Annotated in this window: 21 protein-coding genes; 14 read left to right on the top strand and 7 right to left on the bottom strand. The window is 65.5% G+C overall.

The window, feature by feature from the left end; translation table 11 throughout:
* Positions 1–3: 3 nt before the first annotated feature.
* The gene (locus C7T96_RS05315) at positions 4–1,044 is read left to right on the top strand and encodes a DUF2332 family protein (RefSeq protein ID WP_106570148.1); all 1,041 of its coding nucleotides are present in this window, start codon (positions 4–6) and stop codon (positions 1,042–1,044) included.
* A gap of 16 nt (positions 1,045–1,060) precedes the next feature.
* Here C7T96_RS05315 and C7T96_RS05310 read toward each other — a convergent pair whose 3' ends face one another.
* The 7 genes from C7T96_RS05310 to C7T96_RS05280 form a co-directional block, all read right to left on the bottom strand.
* Positions 1,061–1,675 (bottom strand): pyridoxamine 5'-phosphate oxidase family protein, encoded by a 615-nt coding sequence (locus C7T96_RS05310; RefSeq protein ID WP_106570147.1) that lies wholly within the window; start codon positions 1,673–1,675, stop codon positions 1,061–1,063.
* A gap of 3 nt (positions 1,676–1,678) precedes the next feature.
* Positions 1,679–2,329 carry a septation protein A gene (locus C7T96_RS05305; protein ID WP_106570146.1) on the bottom strand — a complete coding sequence of 217 codons (651 nt, stop codon included), beginning with the start codon at positions 2,327–2,329 and terminating at the stop codon, positions 1,679–1,681.
* Between the two features lie 5 nt (positions 2,330–2,334).
* Positions 2,335–4,158: a signal recognition particle-docking protein FtsY gene (gene ftsY / locus C7T96_RS05300; RefSeq protein WP_106570145.1), complete on the bottom strand. Its 1,824-nt coding sequence runs from the start codon at positions 4,156–4,158 to the stop codon at positions 2,335–2,337.
* Between the two features lie 11 nt (positions 4,159–4,169).
* A complete protein-coding gene (gene mtaB, locus C7T96_RS05295) occupies positions 4,170–5,450 on the bottom strand; it encodes a tRNA (N(6)-L-threonylcarbamoyladenosine(37)-C(2))-methylthiotransferase MtaB (protein WP_106570144.1) in 1,281 nt (426 codons plus the stop codon).
* Complete coding sequence (gene dapF, locus C7T96_RS05290) at positions 5,450–6,331, bottom strand: diaminopimelate epimerase (RefSeq protein WP_106570503.1); 882 nt, start codon at positions 6,329–6,331, stop codon at positions 5,450–5,452. The genes mtaB and dapF overlap by 1 nt, the downstream gene beginning before the upstream one ends.
* Positions 6,332–6,419: 88 nt before the next feature.
* Positions 6,420–6,581 (bottom strand): DUF1328 family protein, encoded by a 162-nt coding sequence (locus C7T96_RS05285; RefSeq protein ID WP_106570143.1) that lies wholly within the window; start codon positions 6,579–6,581, stop codon positions 6,420–6,422.
* 105 nt (positions 6,582–6,686) lie between these two features.
* Entirely contained in the window at positions 6,687–7,229 is a 543-nt protein-coding gene (locus C7T96_RS05280) for a hypothetical protein (protein ID WP_106570142.1), read from the bottom strand.
* Between the two features lie 223 nt (positions 7,230–7,452).
* Between C7T96_RS05280 and C7T96_RS05275 the strand changes: the two genes are divergently transcribed.
* The 13 genes from C7T96_RS05275 to lpdA all read left to right on the top strand — a co-directional run bounded on the left by C7T96_RS05275 (position 7,453) and on the right by lpdA (position 21,935).
* A complete protein-coding gene (locus C7T96_RS05275) occupies positions 7,453–7,920 on the top strand; it encodes a hypothetical protein (protein ID WP_238719779.1) in 468 nt (155 codons plus the stop codon).
* A gap of 100 nt (positions 7,921–8,020) precedes the next feature.
* Positions 8,021–8,590, top strand: coding sequence for an AprI/Inh family metalloprotease inhibitor (locus C7T96_RS05270; protein WP_106570501.1), 570 nt, complete (start codon positions 8,021–8,023; stop codon positions 8,588–8,590).
* 47 nt (positions 8,591–8,637) lie between these two features.
* Positions 8,638–9,822, top strand: a complete 1,185-nt coding sequence (gene zapE / locus C7T96_RS05265) for a cell division protein ZapE (protein WP_106570141.1) — start codon at positions 8,638–8,640, stop codon at positions 9,820–9,822.
* Between the two features lie 264 nt (positions 9,823–10,086).
* On the top strand, positions 10,087–11,052 hold the full coding sequence (gene mdh / locus C7T96_RS05260) for a malate dehydrogenase (protein WP_106570140.1): 966 nt from the start codon (positions 10,087–10,089) through the stop codon (positions 11,050–11,052).
* Between the two features lie 13 nt (positions 11,053–11,065).
* Complete coding sequence (sucC, locus tag C7T96_RS05255) at positions 11,066–12,262, top strand: ADP-forming succinate--CoA ligase subunit beta (protein WP_106570139.1); 1,197 nt, start codon at positions 11,066–11,068, stop codon at positions 12,260–12,262.
* A gap of 4 nt (positions 12,263–12,266) precedes the next feature.
* The gene (locus C7T96_RS05250) at positions 12,267–12,887 is read left to right on the top strand and encodes a hypothetical protein (protein ID WP_106570138.1); all 621 of its coding nucleotides are present in this window, start codon (positions 12,267–12,269) and stop codon (positions 12,885–12,887) included.
* A 106-nt stretch (positions 12,888–12,993) separates the two neighbouring features.
* The gene (gene sucD, locus C7T96_RS05245; RefSeq protein ID WP_106570137.1) at positions 12,994–13,899 is read left to right on the top strand and encodes a succinate--CoA ligase subunit alpha; all 906 of its coding nucleotides are present in this window, start codon (positions 12,994–12,996) and stop codon (positions 13,897–13,899) included.
* Between the two features lie 121 nt (positions 13,900–14,020).
* Positions 14,021–17,008, top strand: coding sequence for a 2-oxoglutarate dehydrogenase E1 component (locus tag C7T96_RS05240; protein ID WP_106570136.1), 2,988 nt, complete (start codon positions 14,021–14,023; stop codon positions 17,006–17,008).
* Positions 17,009–17,048: 40 nt separating this feature from the next.
* Positions 17,049–18,629 (top strand): 2-oxoglutarate dehydrogenase complex dihydrolipoyllysine-residue succinyltransferase, encoded by a 1,581-nt coding sequence (gene odhB, locus C7T96_RS05235; RefSeq protein ID WP_106570135.1) that lies wholly within the window; start codon positions 17,049–17,051, stop codon positions 18,627–18,629.
* A gap of 18 nt (positions 18,630–18,647) precedes the next feature.
* A complete protein-coding gene (locus C7T96_RS05230; RefSeq protein WP_106570134.1) occupies positions 18,648–19,262 on the top strand; it encodes a LysE family translocator in 615 nt (204 codons plus the stop codon).
* Positions 19,263–19,319: 57 nt separating this feature from the next.
* Positions 19,320–19,748: a VOC family protein gene (locus C7T96_RS05225; protein ID WP_106570133.1), complete on the top strand. Its 429-nt coding sequence runs from the start codon at positions 19,320–19,322 to the stop codon at positions 19,746–19,748.
* Positions 19,749–19,750: 2 nt separating this feature from the next.
* Positions 19,751–20,302 carry a hypothetical protein gene (locus C7T96_RS05220; protein ID WP_245414068.1) on the top strand — a complete coding sequence of 184 codons (552 nt, stop codon included), beginning with the start codon at positions 19,751–19,753 and terminating at the stop codon, positions 20,300–20,302.
* 226 nt (positions 20,303–20,528) lie between these two features.
* Positions 20,529–21,935, top strand: a complete 1,407-nt coding sequence (gene lpdA / locus C7T96_RS05210; protein WP_106570132.1) for a dihydrolipoyl dehydrogenase — start codon at positions 20,529–20,531, stop codon at positions 21,933–21,935.
* Positions 21,936–22,094: the final 159 nt, after the last annotated feature.

Raw genomic sequence — 22,094 nt, 5'->3', positions numbered from 1 at the left:
ACAATGACAAACAACGATATCCGAGCCGCTTTCGAACGCCAGGCGGCGGGATGCTCTGCGCTCGGCTCGCCGTTTACCGCGCGGCTGTGCCGGGCCCTGGCCGCAATCCTCGATCGCTCCAGCGTGACCGGTCTGGCGGTTCTGGAATGGGATGGCGATCCGCGCGCGGACGCGCTCGCGCTCAGGCTGTGCGGCGGGCTGCACGCACTGGTTCTGGCAGGCGAGGACGACGTGCTGGCGGGGCTGTACCCGCCGGCGCAGGTGGCCGAGTCGACATTCCGCGCCGAGCTCGACGCCGCGATCCGGCGCAATGACGAGGCGCTGGTGCGTGCGCTCGATACCGCTCCGCAGACCAACGAGATCGCGCGCGCCGGCATGATCCTCCCGGGTCTTCTGGCTGCAGCGCGGGAACTCGACCGCCCGGTCGCCCTGATCGAGATCGGCGCCAGTGCCGGGCTCAATCTGCTGTTCGACCGATTCCACTACGACTACGGCGCCGCGCGCTGGGGCGAGCCGACGTCGCCCGTGAGGCTCGTGCCGGAGGTGCGCGGCGAGGTGCCGCGGCTCGATGCGGCGCTCGAGATCGTGGCGCGCACCGGCAATGACATCCGCCCGATCGACTGGCGCGATCCGCTGCAAAGGCTGCGGCTGCGCTCGTATTTATGGCCCGACCAGCAGGCGCGGCTGCAACGCCTCGATGCGGCGATCGGTCTTGCCGAAACAACGCCGTTTTCGATGGAGCGGGTCGACGCGGCCGATTTCGTGCGGCGCCAGCTCGCAGCGCGGGAACCGGGAACGGCGCTGATGCTGTTTCACACCATCATGTGGCAATATCTGCCGGTCGCGACCAAGACGACGATCGAGGCCGCGCTGGCGGCGGCGGGCGCCGAAGCCGGGCCCGACACACCGATCGCCCGGGTGGCGATGGAGCCGATCGAGACCAGCGATCCGCACGCGACGCTGAGCCTGACGGTCTGGCCGGGCGGCGAGACGCGCCATCTCGCCCATTGCGATTATCATGGCCGCTGGATCGAATGGCTGTGAACGCGCCGGCCGCAGCTTACCACATCGACTTGCGGTAACCCTCCTCCAGGGCCCGGTCGGTATGGTCGGCCGGCGTGGCCATGGCGAGCTGATCCGTCAGGATCTGGCCGAGCGTCGGCATGGCGCTGCGTGCGGGCCAGGATTGCGGGTCCCATAGCGCGGAGCGCAAGAACGCCTTGGCGCAATGCATGTAACAGGCCCTGACCGATACGATCATCGCCGTGGCCGGCTTCTTGCCGTCGACGGCTAGCCGCTCTCGAAGCGCCTCGTCGGCGGTGACACGCGCGCTGCCGTTGACCCGCAACGTCTCGTTCATGCCGGGAATCAAAAACAGCAGGCCGACGGCGGGGTTGGCGATCACGTTTTCCAGCGTGTCGAGCCGGTTGTTGCCGGGGCGGTCGGGAATGGCAAGTGTGGTGTCGTCGAGGACGGCGACGAAACCCGGCCGGTCGCCCTTGGGCGTGACGTCGCCGTTGCCTGCCCCGTCGGACGAGCCGATCAGCACGAACGGGCTTTTTTCTATGAAGGCGCGGCAATGCTTGTCGAGCGCGCCCAGCTCCTTGCGGACCGCTCGCTCGCCCGGCGCCTTGTAGTGGTCGCGCAGTTCTTCGCGGCTTTCGATGAAACGCATCGCCTACTCCTTGCGGAACTGGTCGTCGAGCGAGTGGCGCATGATCAGCGGCATCTGGCTGAATGTGAAGACCAGCGTGATCGGCATGATGCCCCAGACCTTGAAGGCCACCCATATGTCGGTGGAAAAGGACCGCCAGACGATCTCGTTGACAAGGGCCAGGAAGACGAAAAACAGGCCCCAGCGGAAGGTGAGCTTGCGCCAGCCCTCCGCATCGAGCTTGAAGGCCTGATCGAAGACATAACCGAGCAGGGAACGACCGAACAGCAAACCGCCGAGCAGGACGGCGGCGAACAGCGAATTGACGATGGTCGGCTTCATCTTGATGAAGGTTTCGTCCTGCAGCCACAGCGTCAACGCGCCGAACACGAACACGATCACGCCCGAGATCAGCGGCATGATCGGCAGCGTGCGCACCAGAAGCCAGGACACGCCCAGAGACAATGCCGTGGCCACCATGAAAAGCCCGGTGGCGATGAAGATCGGTCCGCCGAACGCGACCAGGGCCGGAAAGAGCTCGGCCAGCCATTCGCCGCGTGCATTGGCGAAGAAAAACACCACCAGCGGACCCAGTTCCAGCAGCAGCTTCAAAAGCGGGTTCATCGGCTTGCGCTTGGGATCGTCGGGTTCGCGTTCGAAGATTTGCTGGTTCATGTCGCTCACGCCACGCCCGCGATCGCCTTGGCGAAATCACCGGCCGAGAAGGGTTCGAGGTCGTCGACCTGTTCGCCGACGCCGATGAAATAGACCGGCAATTTGTGCTTTGCCGCGATGCCGACCAGGATACCGCCGCGTGCCGTGCCGTCGAGCTTGGTCATCACCAGACCGTTGACCCCGGCGATATTGCGAAAGATCTCGACCTGGTTGAGCGCGTTCTGGCCGGTGGTCGCGTCGACGGTCTGAAGCACGGTATGCGGGGCGTCGGGATCGAGCTTGCCGAGCACGCGCACGATCTTTTCCAGCTCGGCCATCAGCTCGGCCTTGTTCTGCAACCGGCCAGCCGTGTCGATGATCAGCACGTCGGAGCCGGCCTCCTTGGCCTTCTCGAAGGCCTCGTAAGCCAGCCCGGCCGCGTCGGCGCCAAGCCTGGAGGCGACGACCGGCGAATGGGTGCGCTCGCCCCAGATCTTGAGCTGCTCGATCGCGGCGGCGCGGAACGTGTCGCCGGCCGCCAGCATCACGTCGAGCCCGCCGGCGGTCAGCTTGGCGGCGAGCTTGCCGATCGTGGTCGTCTTGCCGGTGCCGTTGACCCCGACGACCAGCACCACATGCGGCTTGTGCGACAGGTCGAGTTCGAGCGGCAGCGCCACCGGGGCGAGCACACTTTCGATCTCGCTCGCCATCACCGCGCGCACCTCCTCCTCCGAAATGTCGCGTCCGTACCGGCCCGAAGCCAGCGTATCGGTAATGCGGATCGCCGTTTCCATGCCGAGATCGGCCTGGATCAGCACGTCCTCGAGATCCTGCAGCGCGTCCTCGTCGAGCTTGCGCTTGGTGAAGACGCCGGCGATGTTGCCGGTGAGTTCGCGCGAGGATCGCGCCAGCCCCTGGCGCAGACGCTGGAACCAGCTCTGCCGCGCCGTCGCCTCGGGCGCCGCCGGTTCGTCCGCGCGCTTGGCCTCGACAGATTTCGCTACCGTGACCTTGCCAGCCGGCGCGGCAGGTTTGGGGCTCGGCGGGGATTGCGGCGCGGCCGGTTGATCGGCATCCGGCTCGGTTTGCGTCGGCTCGGGCTGGCCGGGCGACGCGTCAGGCGCGATGTCGGGCGTAACCGGTTCCGGTGGCGTCGTCGCCTCCGGGGCGGCCGCCGCAGGCTCCGGCTCGGATGGCGTGACGGGCTGGTCGCCGGCCAGCCGCTCGGCCGGTCGGGGAGCGAAGGGGTCGTCTTGCGGCTTTTCGGTCGAGACGGGCCGGTCAGCCTGCTTGGTCGAGGCCGTGGGCCTTGCTGGCGCGGTGGTCGCCGGTTGCGGGGCAATCGGTTCGGAGCCGTCGCTTTGCGAGGGTGCGGTCGTCTCCCGCGTATCGCTCGTGTCGTCGGCGGTCGTGGGGGGCAGCGGCTCCGCTTCAACGGTCTCTTCGGCGAGTTCGACTTCCGGGGTCTGCGGCGCGCGCGGGGCGGCCGGCTTGGCGTGCGGGTGTTCCGGTGCCGATGAGGGAGCATCGGGTTTTTCGCCGTCCTGATCCGACGTCCTGGCCGTGATTCTCTCGATGTCCGACGGTCGGGCCTCCGGCCCATCGTCCCGGCGGTGCGCGGTTCCTGCTTCGTCGGCCGGCTCGGGCCGGACTGGCTCTTCATGCGTGGGTTCGGGGGCTGCCGGCGCTCGGCTTTCGGTCGTCCCGGCCGGCGTGACCGCGGCGTCTTGGGCCGCAATTGCCGCATCGTCCGGCGGCGCCGTCTCGGGCAGCGGCGCACCGTCCTCGTCGCGGTCCTCGACCTTCTTGCGGCCGAAGGAAAAGACCTTCTTGATGAATCCGAATGCCATGCTTTCGTCCGTCAGGCCGCCTCGGCCAGGAATTGGGCCTTCAGCAGAGCGCCGTCGTGGCCGGTGATGCGCGCCGGGACGATCGCGCCCGGCGCGCCGGCGGCGATCGCGGCGAGGGCGAAGCCTTCCGTGCGACCGATCCCGTCGCGTTCGATCAAAAGCTTCTGCGTGGAGCCCACGAGTGAATCGAGATGGGCGCGATAGGCGGTCTCGCCCGCCGCGCGCAGCCTGGCGGCGCGGTCCTTGACGGTGCGGCGGTCGAGCTGCGGCATGCGGGCGGCCGGCGTACCCTCGCGCGGACTGAAGGGGAAGACGTGCAAATGGGTCAGGCCGCATTCGGCGACGATCTTCAGCGAGTTGTCGAACATCGCTTCGGTCTCGGTGGGGAAGCCGGCGATAAGGTCGGCGCCGAAGACGGCGTCGGGACGCAGAGCGCGGACCTCGTGGCAGAAGCGGATCGAATGGTCGCGCAAATGGCGTCGCTTCATGCGCTTGAGGATCATGTCGTCGCCCGATTGCAGCGACAGATGCAAATGCGGCATCAGCCGGGGCTCGGTGGCGAGCGCCTCCATCAGATCGTCGTCGGCCTCGATCGAATCGATCGAGGACAGTCGCAGACGTTCCAGGTCGGGTACCTGTTTCAGCACGGTGCGCACCAGCCGGCCAAGCCGGGGCGCGCCCGGCAGGTCGGCGCCGTAGCTGGTGATATCGACGCCGGTGACGACGACTTCGCGATAGCCGTTGCCGGCCAGCCGCTTCACCTGTTCGACGACGGCGCCCATCGGCACGGAGCGCGAATTGCCGCGGCCATAGGGGATGATGCAGAAGGTGCAGCGGTGGTCGCAGCCGTTCTGCACCTGGACGAAGGCGCGGGCGCGGCCGTCGATGGCGTCGACCATGTGGGCGGCGGTCTCGGTGACCGACATGATGTCGTTGACGCGCAGCTTCTCGGTGTCGTTGACGCCGAAATCGGGCAGGGCGCGGTAGCTGTGGCTGTGCAACTTTTCCTCGTTGCCGAGCACCAGGTCGACCTCGTCCATCGCCGCGAACGCGTCGGGGTCGGTCTGGGCGGCGCAGCCGGTAACGACAATGCGCGCCCGCGGGTTCTCGCGCCGGGCCTTGCGGATCGCCTGCCGGGCCTGGCGCACCGCCTCGCCGGTGACGGCGCAGGTGTTGAAGACGACCGCGCCGCCCTCGAGCGCGCCGAGGCCGGCGGTGTCGGCCTCGCGGCGCATGACCTCCGATTCATAGGTGTTGAGGCGGCATCCGAACGTGACGATGTCGACCGCCATCAGATCACGTCCTCCACGTCGCGGCTCCAGGCCCCGGTCGCGGGGTCGAACCGGCCGGAAAATTCCCATTCGGCCGGGCCGGTCATGATGACGTGGTCGTCGTCGCGCCATTCGATCGCCAGCGGCCCGCCCGGAACCGTCACCGTGACGAAGCGGCCGGTCCGGCGCGTGCGGGCGGCCGAGACCGCGGTCGCGCAGGCGGCCGAACCGCAGGCGCGCGTCAGGCCGGCGCCACGCTCCCAGGTGCGGATCGTGATGGCGTCGGGCGCGGTCACTCTCGCGATGGTGATGTTGGCGCGCTCGGGGAAGATTGGGTGGTTTTCCAGGAGCGGCCCGAACCGTTCGAGGTCGTAGCGCCACACATCCTCGTCGACCCAGAAGATCGCGTGCGGATTGCCCATCGAGGCCACGGAGGGCGAATGCAGCACGGGTGCGTCGATCGGGCCGATCTGCAACTCGATCATACGCGTGTCGCGGAACTCTTCGGCGAGCGGAATTTCCCGCCAGTCGAAGCGCGGTCGGCCCATGTCGACGGAAATCGACCCGTCGGGGTGCTCTTCGGCATTGAGGATGCCGGCGACGGTCTCGAAGGTGAAGCGGCGTATGCCGGTTTCGGCCGCCAGCGCCTGGACCACGCAGCGCATGCCGTTGCCGCAGGCCTGGGCCGACGAGCCGTCGGCATTGAGGATCTCGACAAAATTCGCCGTGCCCGGCGTTTTTGCGTCGTGGACCGCCATGATCTGGTCGAAGCGGGTCGCCGGATCGGCGGCCAGAGCGCGTGCGGCGGCCGGGGCGACCCGATCGGCGCGCCCGCGCATGTCGGCCACGATGATCTCGTTGCCGAGCCCGTTCATCTTCGCAAAGGGTGGGCGTTCGTCCATGCCGGTCATGCCTGTCGATCCGGCCCCTATATGGCGGAACGGGGCCGCAATTACCAGACGCGCGGCCGGCAGGGAAGCGATGGACGCGTCAGGCGATCGCCACCAGACCGAACAGCACCAGCAGGAACAGGATCAGCACGATCGCGATCAGCACCTTCGCGCCGGTCATGGCGGCGCCGGCGAGCGAGTTCATGCCGAGCAGGCCCGCGACGGCCGCGACGACGAGAAGGATGACAATCCATTTGAGCATTTGGTCTTCTCCGGCTTGGCCCGCGGGATCGACCCCGAAGGCAACACCAGAGAAAACGCGGCAGACCGCGTCGCGTTCCCGTCACGGAACCGAAATCACCGCGGATCAGCCCGCGACCTCGAAGGGGATCTCGAATTCGGCGGTCTTGTCGGAGTGGTTGTCCTTGAGCAGGAACCGGCCGGTATATTTGCCGGGTGGCGGGGTTTCCAGATTGATGTTGAGCGTGAGGTAGAACTCGCGGTTGCGGTAGCGCACCGGCAGTTCGAGCCGCATCAGGTCTTCCTTGCCGAAGACCTTGTCGCCGTTGGCATCGAGGATGGCGAGATCGACGCCGAGCGAGATCAGCCGGTCGCCGAGCGGGCCGCGCCCGTAGGCGAAGCCGATCGGTTCGACATAAACGAGAACCTTCTCGCCGCTCTTGTAGAGCGTATTGTCGCGCTGGGCGTAGACACCGTAGCCGGTGGCGCTGTCGACGGGCACCGCCTTGCGGATCGTCAGCGGCATGGCGTCCCAGATCTCGGCGATGGCGGCGTCGAGGGTTTCGATCGCGGCGGCCGGATCGCCGGCGGCGACCTGGTTTTCGGCCTCAGCGCCTTTTTCGGCAATCGAGCCGGCGGCAACGGCTCCGCAAAATGCTGCTGTTGTCATGAGTATCAAGATCGCCCGTAAACCGCGCATTGTCCAATCCCCCCGCGAATACTCCGCCCCATCTTACGCTATCGGCAATCGGTATCGTCAAGCCGCGCCAACGCGCGACCCCGCACCGCGTGCGGCCGCTCGTGCCAGGCTCGACGTTTGACGGCAAACGGGATATGGGCTTGGCGATGCGCTCGCGGCAGTTGTGGGCCGGCACGGCGCAGGGGAGGCGACCTTGAAGAAACGCAGCAAGGAGCCGTGGATGCCGGCGGACGATTTCGGCCGGTCGCTGCCGCGCGGGATCGGGATAAACCTTCTGGTGCCCGAGATCGAACCGATGGAACGGTTCTGCCGCGAGGTGATCGGCGCCAACACGGTCTATGCGGACGAAGATTTCGCGGTCATCGAAATCGCCGGGTCGGTTTTGATGCTGCATGCCGATCACACCTATGCCGATCACGAGATGGCCGGGGTCGTGGCCGATGCCGAATTGCGTGGCGTGGGCATGGAAATCCGGCTCTACGGCGTCGATCCCGATCGTATCGAGCACCGCGCCCGCAGCGCGGGATCGACCGTCCTGTCGGGCGCGCTCGACAAGCCGCACGGTCTGCGCGAATGCCACATCGTCGGACCTTCGGGCTATATATTCGTCCCCAGCCGGGCTATATCGCGAGAAGATTCGGCGGCGGAAACCCAAATTTAACCATGCCATCGTGCAATTAACCCCAACATTGCCATGATTGTCGCGATTCAACTCGCGACTGCGGGGTGCGCCCCGTCGTGAGTTCCCACGGAGGACTATGATGCGTTTTTCGATTTCCGGCCCGCTGGTGCTGACGCTGTTCGCGGTCGCGCTCGCCGGATGCCAGAGTTCCCGGCTCGGTTCGCTCGGCGGCCGGCCCGAACCGCTCAATCCGGCCCCGGCCGGCACGGTGACGGCAGGGCAGTTGCCGCCGCCCGCCCCGACCGGGCCGACGGATCCGTCGAGCTTTCCAAAACCGCCCGTCACCGCGACCGAAACCGGCGAGACGGACGTTGCCGCGCTCGACCCCAACGCGCCGGTCGAACTGCCGGGAGCGCCGGCGACCGCGACCGAGTTGACCGTGGGCAGCGTGGCCGGCGTCTGGAACGCGTCCGTGTCGGGCCAGTCCTGCCGGGTCGCGACGCCGCAGACCAAGTTCGGCCAAGGCTTTCGCGCGGGACCGCTGCGCTGCCCGCCGCCGCTCGACGGTGTGAAATCCTGGAACGTCGCCGGCAAGCAGCTCTCGCTCTATGACGCCAGCGGCGGCGTGCTCGCCCGTCTCTACTCGTCCGGCGCCGAGCGTTTCGACGGCCAGATGACATCCGGTCAGCCGATCTCGCTGTCGCGGTGAGCGCGGCCTTGCGTCTTCCTGGCTGATCGCGGTACCGGGGCCGGCCCATGTCTTTGCGCGACGGACTCAAGCCCTTCGCCTCGGTGCGGCAGGCCTATGGCCGCCTGATCGAGCGCGGCGCGGTGACGCGCGATCGCGCGCAGGAAAAGATCGCCGACCGGTTCGACCGCCTGATCGAGGACCTGGCGACCAAGCGGCTTGCCGCCAAGTCGAGCGCGCTCGGCTGGCTTTTTGCGCGCCGGCGCGAGCCGAAGGCGCCGGTCAAGGGGCTCTACATTCATGGTGCCGTCGGCCGCGGCAAGACCATGCTGATGGATCTGTTTTACGATCTGGCGCCGGTCAACCGCAAAAGACGGGTTCATTTCAACGATTTCATGGCCGACGTGCACGACCGGATCGGACGCCACCGCACCGCCGTCAAGACCGGCGAGGTCAAGGGCGACGACCCGATTCCGCCGGTGGCGCGGGCGCTGGCCAACGAAGCCTGGGTGCTGTGTTTCGACGAATTCGCCGTCACCGACATCGCCGATGCGATGATCCTGTCGCGGCTGTTTTCGGCCCTGTTCGACGAGGGAGTCGTGCTTGTGGCGACCTCGAACGTGGCGCCGCGGGACCTTTATCGCGATGGCCTGAACCGGCCGCTGTTCGAACCCTTCATCGCCATCCTCGAGCGCCATGCCGACGTCATGAGTCTCGACAGCGACACCGATTATCGGCTGGAAAAGCTGAATCGTCTGCCGGTCTATCTGACCCCGCTCGACGCCGACAGCCGGGCCGCGTTCGAGACGGCGTGGTCGAACTATGCCGACGGGGCGGGCGAGGAGGCCGAGACCATCAAGGTCAAGGGCCGGACCATCCATGCCGAGCGTTGCGTGCGCGATGCCGCCCGCTTCACCTTCGAGGATTTATGCGCCCGCCCGCTCGGCGCGCGCGACTATCTGGCGATCGCGGCCCGCTTCAAGACCCTGTTCGTCGAGGGCATCCCGGTTTTCGACGACCGCAGCCGCAACGAGGCCAAACGCTTCATCCTGCTGGTCGACACCCTCTACGACAAGCGGCTGCGTCTCGTCGCCAGCGCGGCTGCGCAGCCTCAGGGGCTTTATCGCGGCCGAACCGGCACGACGGAATCCTTCGAATTCGATCGGACCGCCTCGCGGCTGATCGAAATGCAAAGCCGCGACTGGCCCGGCGAGGGGGCGGCCGAACCGGCCAGCGCCGCCGGCCAGGCCTGAGCGCCGCGGGCCCGTTCATTTGGCATGTCACGGGATTGTGTGGATGTAAAACGACGCAATAATTTTGACGTTTACGTAATTCCGCTTATTTCTAAACGATTGAATTTATTTATGCTCGAGGAATCGGTTGTTTTTTTCTGCGGGCGAGTCTAAGGCCACGCCCGAATTTCGCCTCGTCTAACGGCATTGAACACCAGCCGATGCCTTTCAATCTCAACCTGACTGGGCCATGGTAGCCCACACATTGCGGGGGTAGCTCTCGAAATGGCACGCAGAAAGATCGCGCTTATCGGTTCCGGCATGATTGGCGGAACGCTCGCCCATCTGATCGGCCTGAAGGAACTTGGCGACGTCGTCCTGTTCGACATTGCCGAAGGCATCCCCCAGGGCAAGGGCCTCGATATCGCGCAATCCTCGCCGGTCGAGGGCTTCGATGCCAGTTTCTCGGGTGCCAACGACTATTCCGCGATCAAGGACGCGGATGTGTGCATCGTCACCGCCGGCGTGCCGCGCAAGCCGGGCATGAGCCGCGACGATCTGCTCGGCATCAATCTGAAGGTGATGGAGCAGGTCGGCGCCGGCATCAAGAAATACGCCCCCAAGGCGTTCGTGATCTGCATCACCAATCCGCTCGACGCGATGGTGTGGGCGCTGCAGAAATTCTCCGGCCTGCCGAAGACGCACGTGGTCGGCATGGCCGGCGTGCTCGATTCCTCGCGGTTCCGCTATTTTCTCGCCGAGGAATTCAAGGTTTCGATCGAGGACGTCACCGCTTTCGTGCTCGGCGGCCATGGCGACACGATGGTGCCGCTGACGCGCTATTCGACGGTGGCCGGCATTCCGCTGCCCGATCTCGTCAAGATGGGCTGGACCTCCAAGGAAAAGCTCGACGAAATCGTCCAGCGCACGCGGGACGGCGGCGCGGAGATCGTCGGGCTGCTGAAGTCCGGCTCGGCCTATTATGCCCCGGCCGCCTCGGCGGTGGCGATGGCGGAGAGTTATCTCAAGGACAAGAAGCGCGTCCTGCCCTGCGCCGCCCACCTGTCCGGCCAGTACGGGGTCAAGGACCTTTATGTCGGCGTGCCGACCGTGATCGGCTCGGGCGGCATCGAGCGGGTCATCGAGATCAGCCTGAACAAGGCCGAGCAGAAGATGTTCGACAAGTCGGTGGCTGCCGTCACCGGCCTGTGCGAAGCCTGCATGACCATCGCCCCGAACCTGAAGAAATAAGCGAGCGCGGCCAATGAACATTCATGAATATCAGGCCAAAAAGGTCCTGAAAGGCTTCGGCGCGCCGGTCGCCGAGGGCGTGGCGATCCTGTCGGCCGCCGAGGCGGAAAAGGCGGTGAAATCGCTTCCCGGGCCGCTCTACGTGGTCAAGAGCCAGATCCACGCCGGCGGCCGCGGCAAGGGCAAGTTCAAGGAACTCGGCGCCGACGCCAAAGGCGGGGTCCGGCTGGCGAAATCGGTCGAGGACGTGGTTGCCAATGTCGGCGAGATGCTCGGCAACACGCTGGTCACCAAGCAGACCGGACCGGGCGGCAAGCAGGTCAACCGGCTCTATATCGAGGATGGCGCCGACATCGACCGCGAGCTCTATCTGTCGATCCTGGTCGACCGCACCGTCGGCCGGGTCGCCTTTGTGGTTTCGACCGAGGGCGGCATGGACATCGAGGCCGTGGCCGAGGAAACGCCCGACAAGATCATCACCGTGGCGATCGACCCCGAGGCCGGCGTGACGGCGGCCGACATCGCCAGGCTGAATGCGGCGCTGGAGCTTTCGGGCGATGCGGCGACGGACGGCGAGACGCTGTTTCCGATCCTCTACAAGGCTTTCGTCGAGAAGGACATGAGCCTGCTCGAGGTCAATCCGCTGATCGTCATGACCAACGGAAGACTGCGCGTGCTCGACGCCAAGGTGTCGTTCGACACCAACGCGCTCTACCGCCATCCCGACATTGTCGAGCTGCGCGACGAGACCGAGGAGGACGAAAAGGAAATCGAGGCCTCCAAGCACGATCTCGCCTATGTCGCCCTCGACGGCAATATCGGCTGCATGGTCAACGGCGCCGGCCTCGCCATGGCGACGATGGACATCATTAAGCTCTACGGCGCCGAACCGGCCAACTTTCTCGACGTCGGCGGCGGCGCCTCGAAGGAAAAGGTTACGGCCGCCTTCAAGATCATCACCGCCGATCCGGCCGTGAAGGGCATTCTGGTCAATATTTTCGGCGGTATCATGCGCTGCGACGTGATCGCGGAAGGCGTGGTCGCCGCGGTCAAGGAGGTCGGTCTGAAGGTTCCGCTGGTCGTACGCCTGGAAGGCACCAATGTCGAACTCGGCAAGAAAATCATCAATGAGAGCGGCCTCAACGTGATCGCGGCCGACGATCTCGATGATGCCGCCCGCAAGATCGTCGAGGCGGTGAAAGAGGGTTAGTCGCGTGCGACGCGCCGCATCCATTGTCGTGCTCGTGGCGGCGCTGTCGGCGCCGTCAGGCGTTCAGGCGGGCGAGGACTGGTCGACGCGTTTTGCGACAACCTTCCAAGAAAGCTGCGTGCCGCAGCGCCTGAGCTACGAGGGCACGCTCGCTCAGGCCAGGGAGGCGGGCTGGGAGGTTTTCACGCCCGCCGGCCAGAGCGAGTTCGGCGCGCTGATGGCGAAGTCGGCGGCCGCGCTTGAGGAGGCCAAAACCGACATGCCCGGCATGTCGTTTCGCGCGCAGACTTTCGCGCGGGACGTCGAAGAGCGCGTGCTGCATCTCGTCGTGTCGCTGACAGTGTCGGAGCCTCTCGATGCGATCGGCTGCTATCTCTATGATTTCGAGGCGACGGAGCCCGTCGCGGCCGCGGCGGTGTCCGATATTCTGGGCAGCAAGCCGGCGCAGTCGCACAGCGACGAGACCGTGGTTTCCCATCTGTGGGGACCGCCGCCGTCGATGCCGCGCACCCTCGACACCTATCTGACCTTCATTCCGCCCGGCAGCCCCTATGCCGAGCAGGCCGGCTTCGACGGCCAAATGCTGAAATTCTCGACCTCGCAGCCGCGGGAGGACGGGAAGTGATCCGTTTCAACGCTGCCTGCGTTTCCGCCCCCATTACCCTGCCGGCCGCACGCGCCGGCGCGGCTTTCCCATTCGAACCCTGACAGGCTCTGGAGTTACCGTTCGCATGTCCATTCTCGTCAACAAAGACACCAAAGTTCTCGTCCAGGGTCTGACCGGCAAGACCGGCACCTTCCACACCGAGCAGGCGCTGGCCTATCACGGCACCAAGATGGTCGGCGGCGTCCACCCGAAGAAGGGCGGCGAGACCTGGGGTTCGGTCGAAAGCGGCGCGCAATTGCCGATCTTCGCCACGGTCGCCGAGGGCAAGGAGAAGACCGGCGCCAACGCCTCGGTGGTCTATGTGCCGCCGGCGGGCGCGGCGGCCGCCATCATCGAGGCGATCGAGGCAGAGATCCCGCTGATCGTGTGCATCACCGAAGGCATTCCGGTCATGGACATGGTCAAGGTCAAGGCCAGGCTCGACCGGTCGAATTCGCGTCTGATCGGCCCGAACTGCCCGGGCGTGTTGACGCCGAACGAATGCAAGATCGGCATCATGCCGGGCAATATCTTCAAGAAGGGTTCGGTCGGCGTCGTCTCGCGCTCGGGCACGCTCACCTACGAGGCGGTGTTCCAGACCACCAATGCCGGGCTCGGCCAGACGACGGCGGTCGGCATTGGCGGCGATCCGGTCAAAGGCACCGAGTTCATCGACGTCCTGGAGATGTTCCTGGCCGATCCGGAAACCGAATCCATCATCATGATCGGCGAGATCGGCGGCTCGGCCGAAGAGGACGCCGCGCAGTTCCTCCGAGACGAGGCCAGGAAGGGCCGTAGCAAGCCGATGGCCGGCTTCATCGCCGGGCGCACGGCGCCTCCCGGACGCACCATGGGCCATGCCGGCGCGGTGATCTCCGGCGGCAAGGGCGGCGCGGAAGACAAGATCGCGGCGATGGAGGCAGCCGGCATCAAGGTGTCGCCGTCGCCGGCGCGGCTGGGCCAGACACTGCTCGAAGCGATCAAGGGCTGATCGCTGCCATGTGTTGGCCACGATGGCGACGCATGGGGCTGACGAACAAGAACAATGCTCGACCGCGCGGCGGCGGGCGGACTTAAAACTAGGGACGGGGCGCACAGGCTCCGACAGGGTAATGTCACGGCAGGATCAGGCCAACGACCGGTTCTCGATCACCTCCTTCCTCTACGGCGGCAACGCCCACTATATCGAGGAGCTCTACGCCGCCTATCAGGACGATCCGGCGTCCGTCGATGCGGATTGGCGCGATTATTTCGCTCAACTCAAGGACGACGCCGACGATGTGCGCAAGAACGCGCAGGGGGCCTCCTGGGAGCGTGCGAACTGGCCGATCACGGCCAATGGCGAACTGGTGTCGGCTTTCGACGGCGACTGGGCACAGGTCGAAACCCGCCTCTCCGGCAAGATAAAGGAGAAGGCCGCCAAGGGCGGTGTTACGCTCAGCGACGAGGAAATGCTGCGCTCGACGCGCAATTCCGTGCGCGCGATCATGATGATCCGCGCCTATCGCATGCGCGGCCATCTGCATGCCAATCTCGATCCGCTCGGCCTGGCAAATCCGCTCGAGGACTATAACGAACTGTCGCCGGAAGCCTATGGCTTCACCGAGGCCGACTACGACAAGCCGATCTTCATCGATCATGTGCTGGGGCTGGAATTCGCGACCATCCGCGAAATGCTCGACATTCTCAGGCGCACCTACTGCTCGACGCTCGGCGTGGAGTTCATGCACATCTCCAATCCGGAGGAGAAAGCGTGGATCCAGGAGCGGATCGAAGGCCCGGACAAGGGTATTGCCTTCACCACCAACGGCAAGCTGGCCATCCTGCAGAAGCTCGTCGAATCGGAAGGCTTCGAACAGTTCATCGACGTCAAGTACAAGGGCACAAAGCGGTTCGGCCTCGACGGCGCCGAGGCTTTGATACCGGCGCTGGAACAGATATTGAAGCGCGGCGGTGCGCTCGGGATGAAGGAAGTCGTGCTTGGCATGGCTCATCGCGGCCGGCTCAACGTGCTGTCGCAGGTGATGGGCAAGCCGCACCGGGCGATCTTCCACGAATTCAAGGGCGGCTCCTTCGCGCCCGACGACGTCGAAGGGTCTGGCGATGTCAAGTACCATCTCGGTGCCTCGTCGGACCGCGAATTCGACGGCAACACGGTGCATCTGTCGCTGACCGCCAACCCGTCCCATCTGGAAATCGTCAATCCGGTGGTGATGGGTAAGGCGCGCGCCAAGCAGGACCAGATTTTCGGGCGTAAGCGCGAGGAGATCGTGCCGCTGCCCGAACGCGTGAAGGTGCTGCCGTTGCTCCTGCACGGCGATGCCGCCTTTGCCGGCCAGGGCGTGGTCGCGGAGTGTCTGGGCCTGTCGGGCCTGCGCGGGCACCGCGTGGCGGGAACGCTTCACTTCATCATCAACAACCAGATCGGCTTTACCACGAATCCACGCTTCTCGCGCTCCTCGCCCTATCCGTCCGACGTCGCCAAGATGATCGAGGCGCCGATCTTCCACGTCAACGGCGACGATCCCGAGGCCGTGGTCTACGCCGCCAAGGTGGCGACCGAGTTCCGGATGAAGTTTCACAAGCCGGTGGTCATCGACATGTTCTGCTACCGGCGCTTCGGCCATAACGAGGGCGACGAGCCGGCCTTCACCCAGCCGATGATGTACAAGAAGATCCGGACGCATCCCACGACCGCCCAGATCTACGGCAAGAAGCTGATCGCGGAAGGCCTGATCACCGAGGGCGAGTTCGAAAAGCTCAAGGCGGACTGGCGCGCCCGGCTGGAAGAGGAGTTCGAGGCCGGCCAAACCTACAAGCCCAACAAGGCGGACTGGCTGGACGGCGCCTGGTCGGGGCTGAGGACGGCCGACAATCAGGACGAACAGCGTCGCGGCAAGACGGCTGTGCCGCTGAAGACGCTGAAGGAGATCGGCAAGAAGCTGACCGAGGTGCCCAAGGATTTCGAGGCGCACCGCACGATCAACCGCTTCCTGGAAAACCGCCGCAAGGCACTGGACGCCGGCGAGGGCATCGACTGGGCGCTGGCGGAAGCGCTGGCGTTCGGCGCGATCCTTCAGGACGGCACGCCGGTGCGCTTGTCGGGGCAGGATTCGGAGCGCGGCACCTTTTCGCAGCGGCACTCCGTGCTCTACGACCAAAGGGACGAGCGACGCTTCATCCCGCTCAACAATCTTGGTCCTGCGCAGGCCCATTACGAGGTCATCAACTCGATGCTGTCGGAAGAGGCCGTGCTCGGCTTCGAATACGGCTATTCGCTGGCCGATCCGCGGGCCTTGGTGCTGTGGGAGGCCCAGTTCGGCGATTTCGTCAACGGCGCCCAGGTGGTGTTCGACCAGTTCATCTCGTCGGGCGAGCGCAAATGGCTGCGCATGTCCGGGCTGGTCTGCCTGTTGCCGCACGGCTACGAGGGCCAGGGCCCCGAGCATTCGTCCGCGCGGCTGGAACGATTCCTGCAATTGTGCGCCGAGGACAATATGCAGGTCGCCAACGTCACCACGCCGGCCAACTATTTCCACATCCTGCGGCGGCAGCTGAAACGCGATTTCCGCAAACCGCTGATCCTGATGACGCCGAAATCGCTGCTGCGCCACAAGCGCGCGGTGTCGACGCTGGCGGAAATGGCGGGCGAAAGCACGTTTCACAGGCTGTTGTGGGACGACGCGCAGATGTTGCCGGACCAGAAGATCAAGCTGGTCAAGGATTCCAAGATCCGGCGTGTCGTTTTGTGCTCGGGCAAGGTCTATTACGATCTCTACGAGGACCGAGAGAATCGCGGCATCGACGATGTCTACCTGCTCAGGGTCGAGCAACTCTACCCGTTCCCGGCCAAGGCGCTGATCAACGAGCTGTCACGGTTCCGCAACGCGGAAATGGTGTGGTGTCAGGAGGAGCCCAAGAATATGGGTGCCTGGTCGTTCATCGATCCCTATCTGGAATGGGTGCTTGCCCATATCGACGCCAAACATCAGCGCGTGCGTTATGCCGGCCGTCCGGCCGCGGCCTCGCCGGCGACCGGGCTGATGTCCAAACATCTTGCGCAGCTCGAGGCGTTCCTCGAAGACGCGCTCGGCGAATGAACCCGTCCGGGTCCAATTGAAGGCAACGGAAGCATATATCATGGCAAGCGAAATTCGCGTTCCCACGCTCGGTGAATCGGTCACCGAAGCCACCGTCGGCCGCTGGTTCAAGAAGGTGGGCGAATCAGTCGCCGCCGACGAGCCGATCGTTGAACTGGAGACCGACAAGGTGACCCTGGAGGTGCCGGCTCCCGCCGCCGGCACGCTTAGCGAAATCGCCGTTCAGGAAGGCGAGACCGTCGAGGTGGGCGCGCTTTTGGGCACGCTCGGCGAGGCGGGCGCATCGGCCGCGGCCAAGAACGACGACAAGAAGCAGAGCCCGAAGGCGGCTGAGGGCGGGGGCGAGGCGGCCCCCTCGCCGAGCAGCGGCAAGCTGGTCGACGTCAACGTGCCGTCGGCCGGCGAATCCGTAACCGAGGCCCAGGTCGGCGAGGTCTACAAGGCCGTCGGCGATGCGGTGAAAGCGGATGAGCCGATCCTGGAGCTGGAGACCGACAAGGCGGCCCAGGAAGTGATGGCGCCGGTCGACGGGGTGCTGCGCGAACTCGCGGTCAAAAAGGGCGACGAGGTCGAGGTGGGGGCATTGCTGGCGCGCATCGAGGCAGGCGCCGCGGCGACGACCGGCGAGTCCGCATCGACGGCGGCGCGCGATGCGCGCCACGGCGGTGGCGGCACGGAATCTTCGCGCCCGCCGGCGCCGGCCGCCCAGAAGCTGATGGAAGAAAACAAGCTCGAGGCCGGCGACATCGCCGGATCGGGCAAGGAAGGCCAGATCCTGAAATCCGACGTTTTGGCGGCGCTTGAGCGCGGCAAGGACGCCGGCGCGGCCACCAAGGGTGCCGGCGAACCGGCCCGCGGGGCGGCGAGCGCGGCAACGGAGACGCCGAAAGTGGCGCGCGCGCCGTCCTCGGACGCCGATGAACCGCGCGAGGAACGCGTGAAGATGACGCGCCTGCGCCAGACGATCGCGCGGCGCCTGAAGGAAGCGCAGGATACCGCGGCCATGCTGACGACCTTCAACGAGGTCGATCTGGGCGCGGTGATGGAGCTGCGCAAGCGCTACAAGGATTTGTTCGAAAAGAAGCATGGCGTGAAGCTCGGCTTCATGGGTTTCTTCACCAAGGCGGTCTGTCACGCGCTGAAGGAAATCCCGGCCGTGAATGCCGAGATCGACGGCACCGACATCATCTACAAGAATTTCTGTCACGTCGGCGTCGCCGTCGGCACCGACAAGGGGCTTGTGGTGCCGGTGGTGCGCGATGCCGACCAGATGGGAATTGCCGAGGTCGAGAAGGAGATCGGCCGGCTGGGCGCGGCGGCCCGGGACGGCAAGCTGGCGCTCGCCGACATGCAGGGCGGTACCTTCACTATTTCCAACGGCGGCGTCTACGGATCGCTGATGTCGACGCCGATCCTCAACGCGCCGCAATCGGGCATTCTGGGCATGCACAAGATCCAGGAACGGCCGATGGTGGTGGGCGGCGAAATCAAGATTCGGCCGATGATGTATCTTGCGCTGTCCTACGATCATCGTATCGTCGACGGCAAGGAGGCGGTCACCTTCCTGGTCCGGGTCAAGGAAAGCCTGGAAGATCCGGAAAGGCTGGTGCTGGACCTCTAAACGCCGGGAGGTGTGGCGATGAGCATCGAGTACCTGATCACCGCGCTGATCGTCATTCTCGTGCCGGGCACCGGCGTGGTCTATACGATCGCGACCGGGCTTTCGGCCGGGCGGCGGGCCAGTATCGCCGCCGCCTTCGGCTGCACGCTCGGCATCGTTCCCGCCATCCTCGCCTCGGTGCTCGGTCTGGCCGCGGTCCTGCACACCAGCGCGGTTTTGTTCCAGGTGCTCAAATATGCCGGCGCCGCCTATCTCCTCTATTTGGCCTGGCGCACGCTCCAGGAAAGCGGTCCGATGCGGCTCGACGGCGGCCGCCGGCCGGCCCCGGGCCTGCTGGCGACGGTACGCACGGGGTTTGTGATCAACATCCTCAACCCGAAATTGTCGGTGTTTTTTCTCGCCTTCCTGCCGCAGTTTATCGATCCGGCGGCGGCCGCACCCGTCGGCCGAATGCTGGGGTTGGGCGTGGTGTTCATGGCGATGACCTTCGCAGTCTTCGTCATCTATGGCAGTTTCGCGGCGATGATCGGCGCGAGGCTGCTGACGAGTGAAACGGCGCTGCGCTGGATGCGGCGTACGGTTGCCCTGGCTTTCGCGGGGTTCGGCCTGCGGCTTGCGCTCGCGCAGCGCTAGGACGGGATGCCGGCGTGTCCGGGGCAGGCGCTGACCAACAAACAGGACTGAACTGATATGGGCTTCGAGCCGGAGATTCCCCCGATCCAGGTTCATTTATGCGTCAAGGACGGCAAGGCAGCGATCGCCTTCTACGAGGCGGCGTTCGGCGCCGTGGAGACGTTCGAGCAGATGGCCGAAGACGGGGAACGCGTGCTGCATGCCAACCTGTCGATGTTCGGCTCGGAAGTCATGCTGCAGGACGAGTTTCCCGAAATCTCCAAGGATGTGCTGGGGCCGACCTCGCGCGGCGGGGCGAGCGCGACCGTCAACATCAACCTCGCCAAGCCGGATGAAGTCGACGCCGCTGTCGCGCGTGCCGTGGCGGCGGGCGCGCAGGTCGTTTTGCCGGTCGACGACCAGTTCTGGGGCGCCCGCTACGGCAAGATCCGCGATCCGTTCGGCCATGTGTGGTCGTTCAACGCGCCACTGGAACAAGGCGGGTAGCGATGAAGGGTGCCGCGCAGGCCCGGCCCGCTCCCGCGCGCGGCCGATACGGGTACGGGGTGCGCGCGGCTGTCGCCGCGCTCGCGGTGCTGGCCTTTCCGTACGCCGAGGCCCGCGCGGCTTGTCCGCAGGAACTGGCCGTCTATTCCGAACGTGAAGGGTCGACGGGGATCGATTTTCGTCCTGCGCTGCCGGGCGCGGCTCTGCACGCGATCGAATTCAAGCTGGCCTTCGCGCAGAACGGCGTCGTGCTCGACGGCATCGTGATGCAAACCGATCCGGGCGCGCGACCTTACGGTCTGGCGATGCACCAATGTCCGGACGGCGACGTCACCGGCGAGGAGCTGGCGGCCTGCACGATCTGGGAAGGGCCGATCTACGGCATCGACGCCGGCGGCACTGTCACGACGATGCCGGAGCGCGGCAAGCCGGCGGCCGCACAGTTGCTTCTACCCGGTTTCGGCGCGGCGGTCCGCCATTCGCGCATTTACGGCGCCGACGGCGTCAGCGTGCTTCCGTGGGACGTGTTCGCGCTCAGTGGGTGCCAGGAATGAGCGACGGCAGCGTGCTTGTGCCCAGCCCGTCAGTTCCGGCGGCGCGGCAACCGAGAACTCTGCCCCGGACGCCTGGGCTGCACCGTGGTGATGAAGCGGGAAGGCAGACCAGACGAAATTGCATCGGCCGCGCTCTGGCATTTGTCCGACGAGGCGTCCTATACCACGGGCGCGATCCCAAAACTGGGCGGCGGCCGCTGAAAGAACCGAATGAAAGGAAGCAGCCATGACATATGACGTTGTCGTGATCGGGGGCGGGCCGGGCGGATATGTCTGCGCCATCAAGGCCGCACAGCTGGGGCTGAAGACGGCGGTGGTGGAAAAGCGCCCGACCTATGGCGGGACCTGCGTCAATGTCGGTTGCATTCCCTCCAAGGCGTTGCTGCACGCCTCTGAAGCCTTCATGGAGGCCGGGCACGGCCTGGAGGCGCTGGGCGTCGAGGTCGGCAAGCCGAAGCTCAATCTCAAGGCGATGATGGCGCACAAGACCCAAACGGTGGACCAGAACACCAAGGGTCTCGATTTCCTGTTCAAGAAGAACAAGATCGACGGCTTGCGCGGCACCGGCCGGATCATCGGCGAAGGCAAGCTGGAAGTGACCGACGCCGATGGCGCGACCAAGGAGGTTGAGGCCAAGAACATCGTGATCGCCACCGGTTCCGACGTCGCCGGCATTCCCGGTGTCGAGCTGGAGTTCGACGAAAAGACGGTCGTGTCGTCGACGGGTGCGCTGGCGCTGGAAAAGGTGCCGTCCTCGATGGTGGTGGTCGGCGGCGGCGTGATCGGGCTCGAGCTGGGTTCGGTTTGGGCGCGCCTCGGCGCAAAGGTCACGGTGGTGGAGTTTCTCGACACGATTCTCGGCGGCATGGACGGCGAGGTCGCCAAGCAGTTCCAGCGCATGCTCGGCAAGCAGGGCTTCGATTTCAAGCTCGGCCAGAAGGTGACCGGGGTGAAAAAGGCCAAGAAGGGAGCGACCGTCAGCTTCGAGCCCGTCAGGGGCGGCGAGGCCGAAACGCTCGACGCCGATGTCGTGCTGGTGGCGACCGGGCGCAAGCCGTTCATCGAGGGTCTCGGTTGCGAACAGGCCGGCATCGTGCTCGACGAGCGCGGACGGGTGCGCACGGACAGTCATTTCCGCACCTCGATCCCGGGTATCTACGCGATCGGTGACGTGATCGCCGGCCCGATGCTGGCGCACAAGGCCGAGGACGAAGGCGTTGCGGTTGCCGAGATCATCGCCGGCCAGGCCGGCCACGTGAATTACGACGTCATTCCGAGCGTCGTCTACACCAGTCCCGAAGTCGCTTCGATCGGCAAGACCGAGGAAGAGCTGAAAAAGGCCGGCGTCGACTACCGGGCCGGAAAGTTCCCGTTCTCCGCCAATGGGCGTGCGCGCGCGATGCTGAAAACCGACGGATTCGTCAAGATCCTCGCCGACAAGAAGACCGACCGCGTGCTCGGTGCGCATATTGTTGGCTTCGGAGCCGGCGAACTGATCCAGGAAGTCGCGGTTCTGATGGAGTTCGGCGGCTCGTCCGAGGATCTGGCCCGCACATGTCACGGTCATCCGACCATGTCGGAATCGGTCAAGGAAGCGGCGCTCGCCACTTTCGCCAAACCGATCCATATGTAGTTCGACCGAACTCCGGTCGACGAAAGGACGCCCGGTCGGACACCGACCGGGCTTTTTTCGTGCGCAGGCGCGGTGTCGCTTGGGTCCGATACCGCTTCACACTTCTTTACATTGACCGGTAAGGCGGGAAACGTTGGCCGCTTAGTGTGATCCCATCGC

Source organism: Nitratireductor sp. StC3 (assembly GCF_003015025.1).
GTDB lineage: Bacteria > Pseudomonadota > Alphaproteobacteria > Rhizobiales > Rhizobiaceae > Mangrovimarina > Mangrovimarina alexandrii.
The sequence above is the reverse complement of the archived record's forward strand: the minus strand, read 5'-3'. Positions and strand labels throughout refer to the sequence as shown.

Coding starts and splice junctions, on each gene's coding strand:
- C7T96_RS05220 (WP_245414068.1), top strand. CDS start 19,751: ATGAAGGGTGCCGCGCAGGCCCGGCCCGCTCCCGCGCGCGGCCGATAC.
- C7T96_RS05280 (WP_106570142.1), bottom strand. CDS start 7,229: ATGACAACAGCAGCATTTTGCGGAGCCGTTGCCGCCGGCTCGATTGCC.
- C7T96_RS05225 (WP_106570133.1), top strand. CDS start 19,320: ATGGGCTTCGAGCCGGAGATTCCCCCGATCCAGGTTCATTTATGCGTC.
- zapE (WP_106570141.1), top strand. CDS start 8,638: ATGTCTTTGCGCGACGGACTCAAGCCCTTCGCCTCGGTGCGGCAGGCC.
- dapF (WP_106570503.1), bottom strand. CDS start 6,331: ATGGACGAACGCCCACCCTTTGCGAAGATGAACGGGCTCGGCAACGAG.
- lpdA (WP_106570132.1), top strand. CDS start 20,529: ATGACATATGACGTTGTCGTGATCGGGGGCGGGCCGGGCGGATATGTC.
- C7T96_RS05285 (WP_106570143.1), bottom strand. CDS start 6,581: ATGCTCAAATGGATTGTCATCCTTCTCGTCGTCGCGGCCGTCGCGGGC.
- C7T96_RS05305 (WP_106570146.1), bottom strand. CDS start 2,329: ATGAACCAGCAAATCTTCGAACGCGAACCCGACGATCCCAAGCGCAAG.
- C7T96_RS05270 (WP_106570501.1), top strand. CDS start 8,021: ATGCGTTTTTCGATTTCCGGCCCGCTGGTGCTGACGCTGTTCGCGGTC.
- sucD (WP_106570137.1), top strand. CDS start 12,994: ATGTCCATTCTCGTCAACAAAGACACCAAAGTTCTCGTCCAGGGTCTG.
- ftsY (WP_106570145.1), bottom strand. CDS start 4,158: ATGGCATTCGGATTCATCAAGAAGGTCTTTTCCTTCGGCCGCAAGAAG.
- C7T96_RS05310 (WP_106570147.1), bottom strand. CDS start 1,675: ATGCGTTTCATCGAAAGCCGCGAAGAACTGCGCGACCACTACAAGGCG.
- mtaB (WP_106570144.1), bottom strand. CDS start 5,450: ATGGCGGTCGACATCGTCACGTTCGGATGCCGCCTCAACACCTATGAA.
- C7T96_RS05315 (WP_106570148.1), top strand. CDS start 4: ATGACAAACAACGATATCCGAGCCGCTTTCGAACGCCAGGCGGCGGGA.
- odhB (WP_106570135.1), top strand. CDS start 17,049: ATGGCAAGCGAAATTCGCGTTCCCACGCTCGGTGAATCGGTCACCGAA.
- sucC (WP_106570139.1), top strand. CDS start 11,066: ATGAACATTCATGAATATCAGGCCAAAAAGGTCCTGAAAGGCTTCGGC.
- C7T96_RS05240 (WP_106570136.1), top strand. CDS start 14,021: ATGTCACGGCAGGATCAGGCCAACGACCGGTTCTCGATCACCTCCTTC.
- mdh (WP_106570140.1), top strand. CDS start 10,087: ATGGCACGCAGAAAGATCGCGCTTATCGGTTCCGGCATGATTGGCGGA.
- C7T96_RS05230 (WP_106570134.1), top strand. CDS start 18,648: ATGAGCATCGAGTACCTGATCACCGCGCTGATCGTCATTCTCGTGCCG.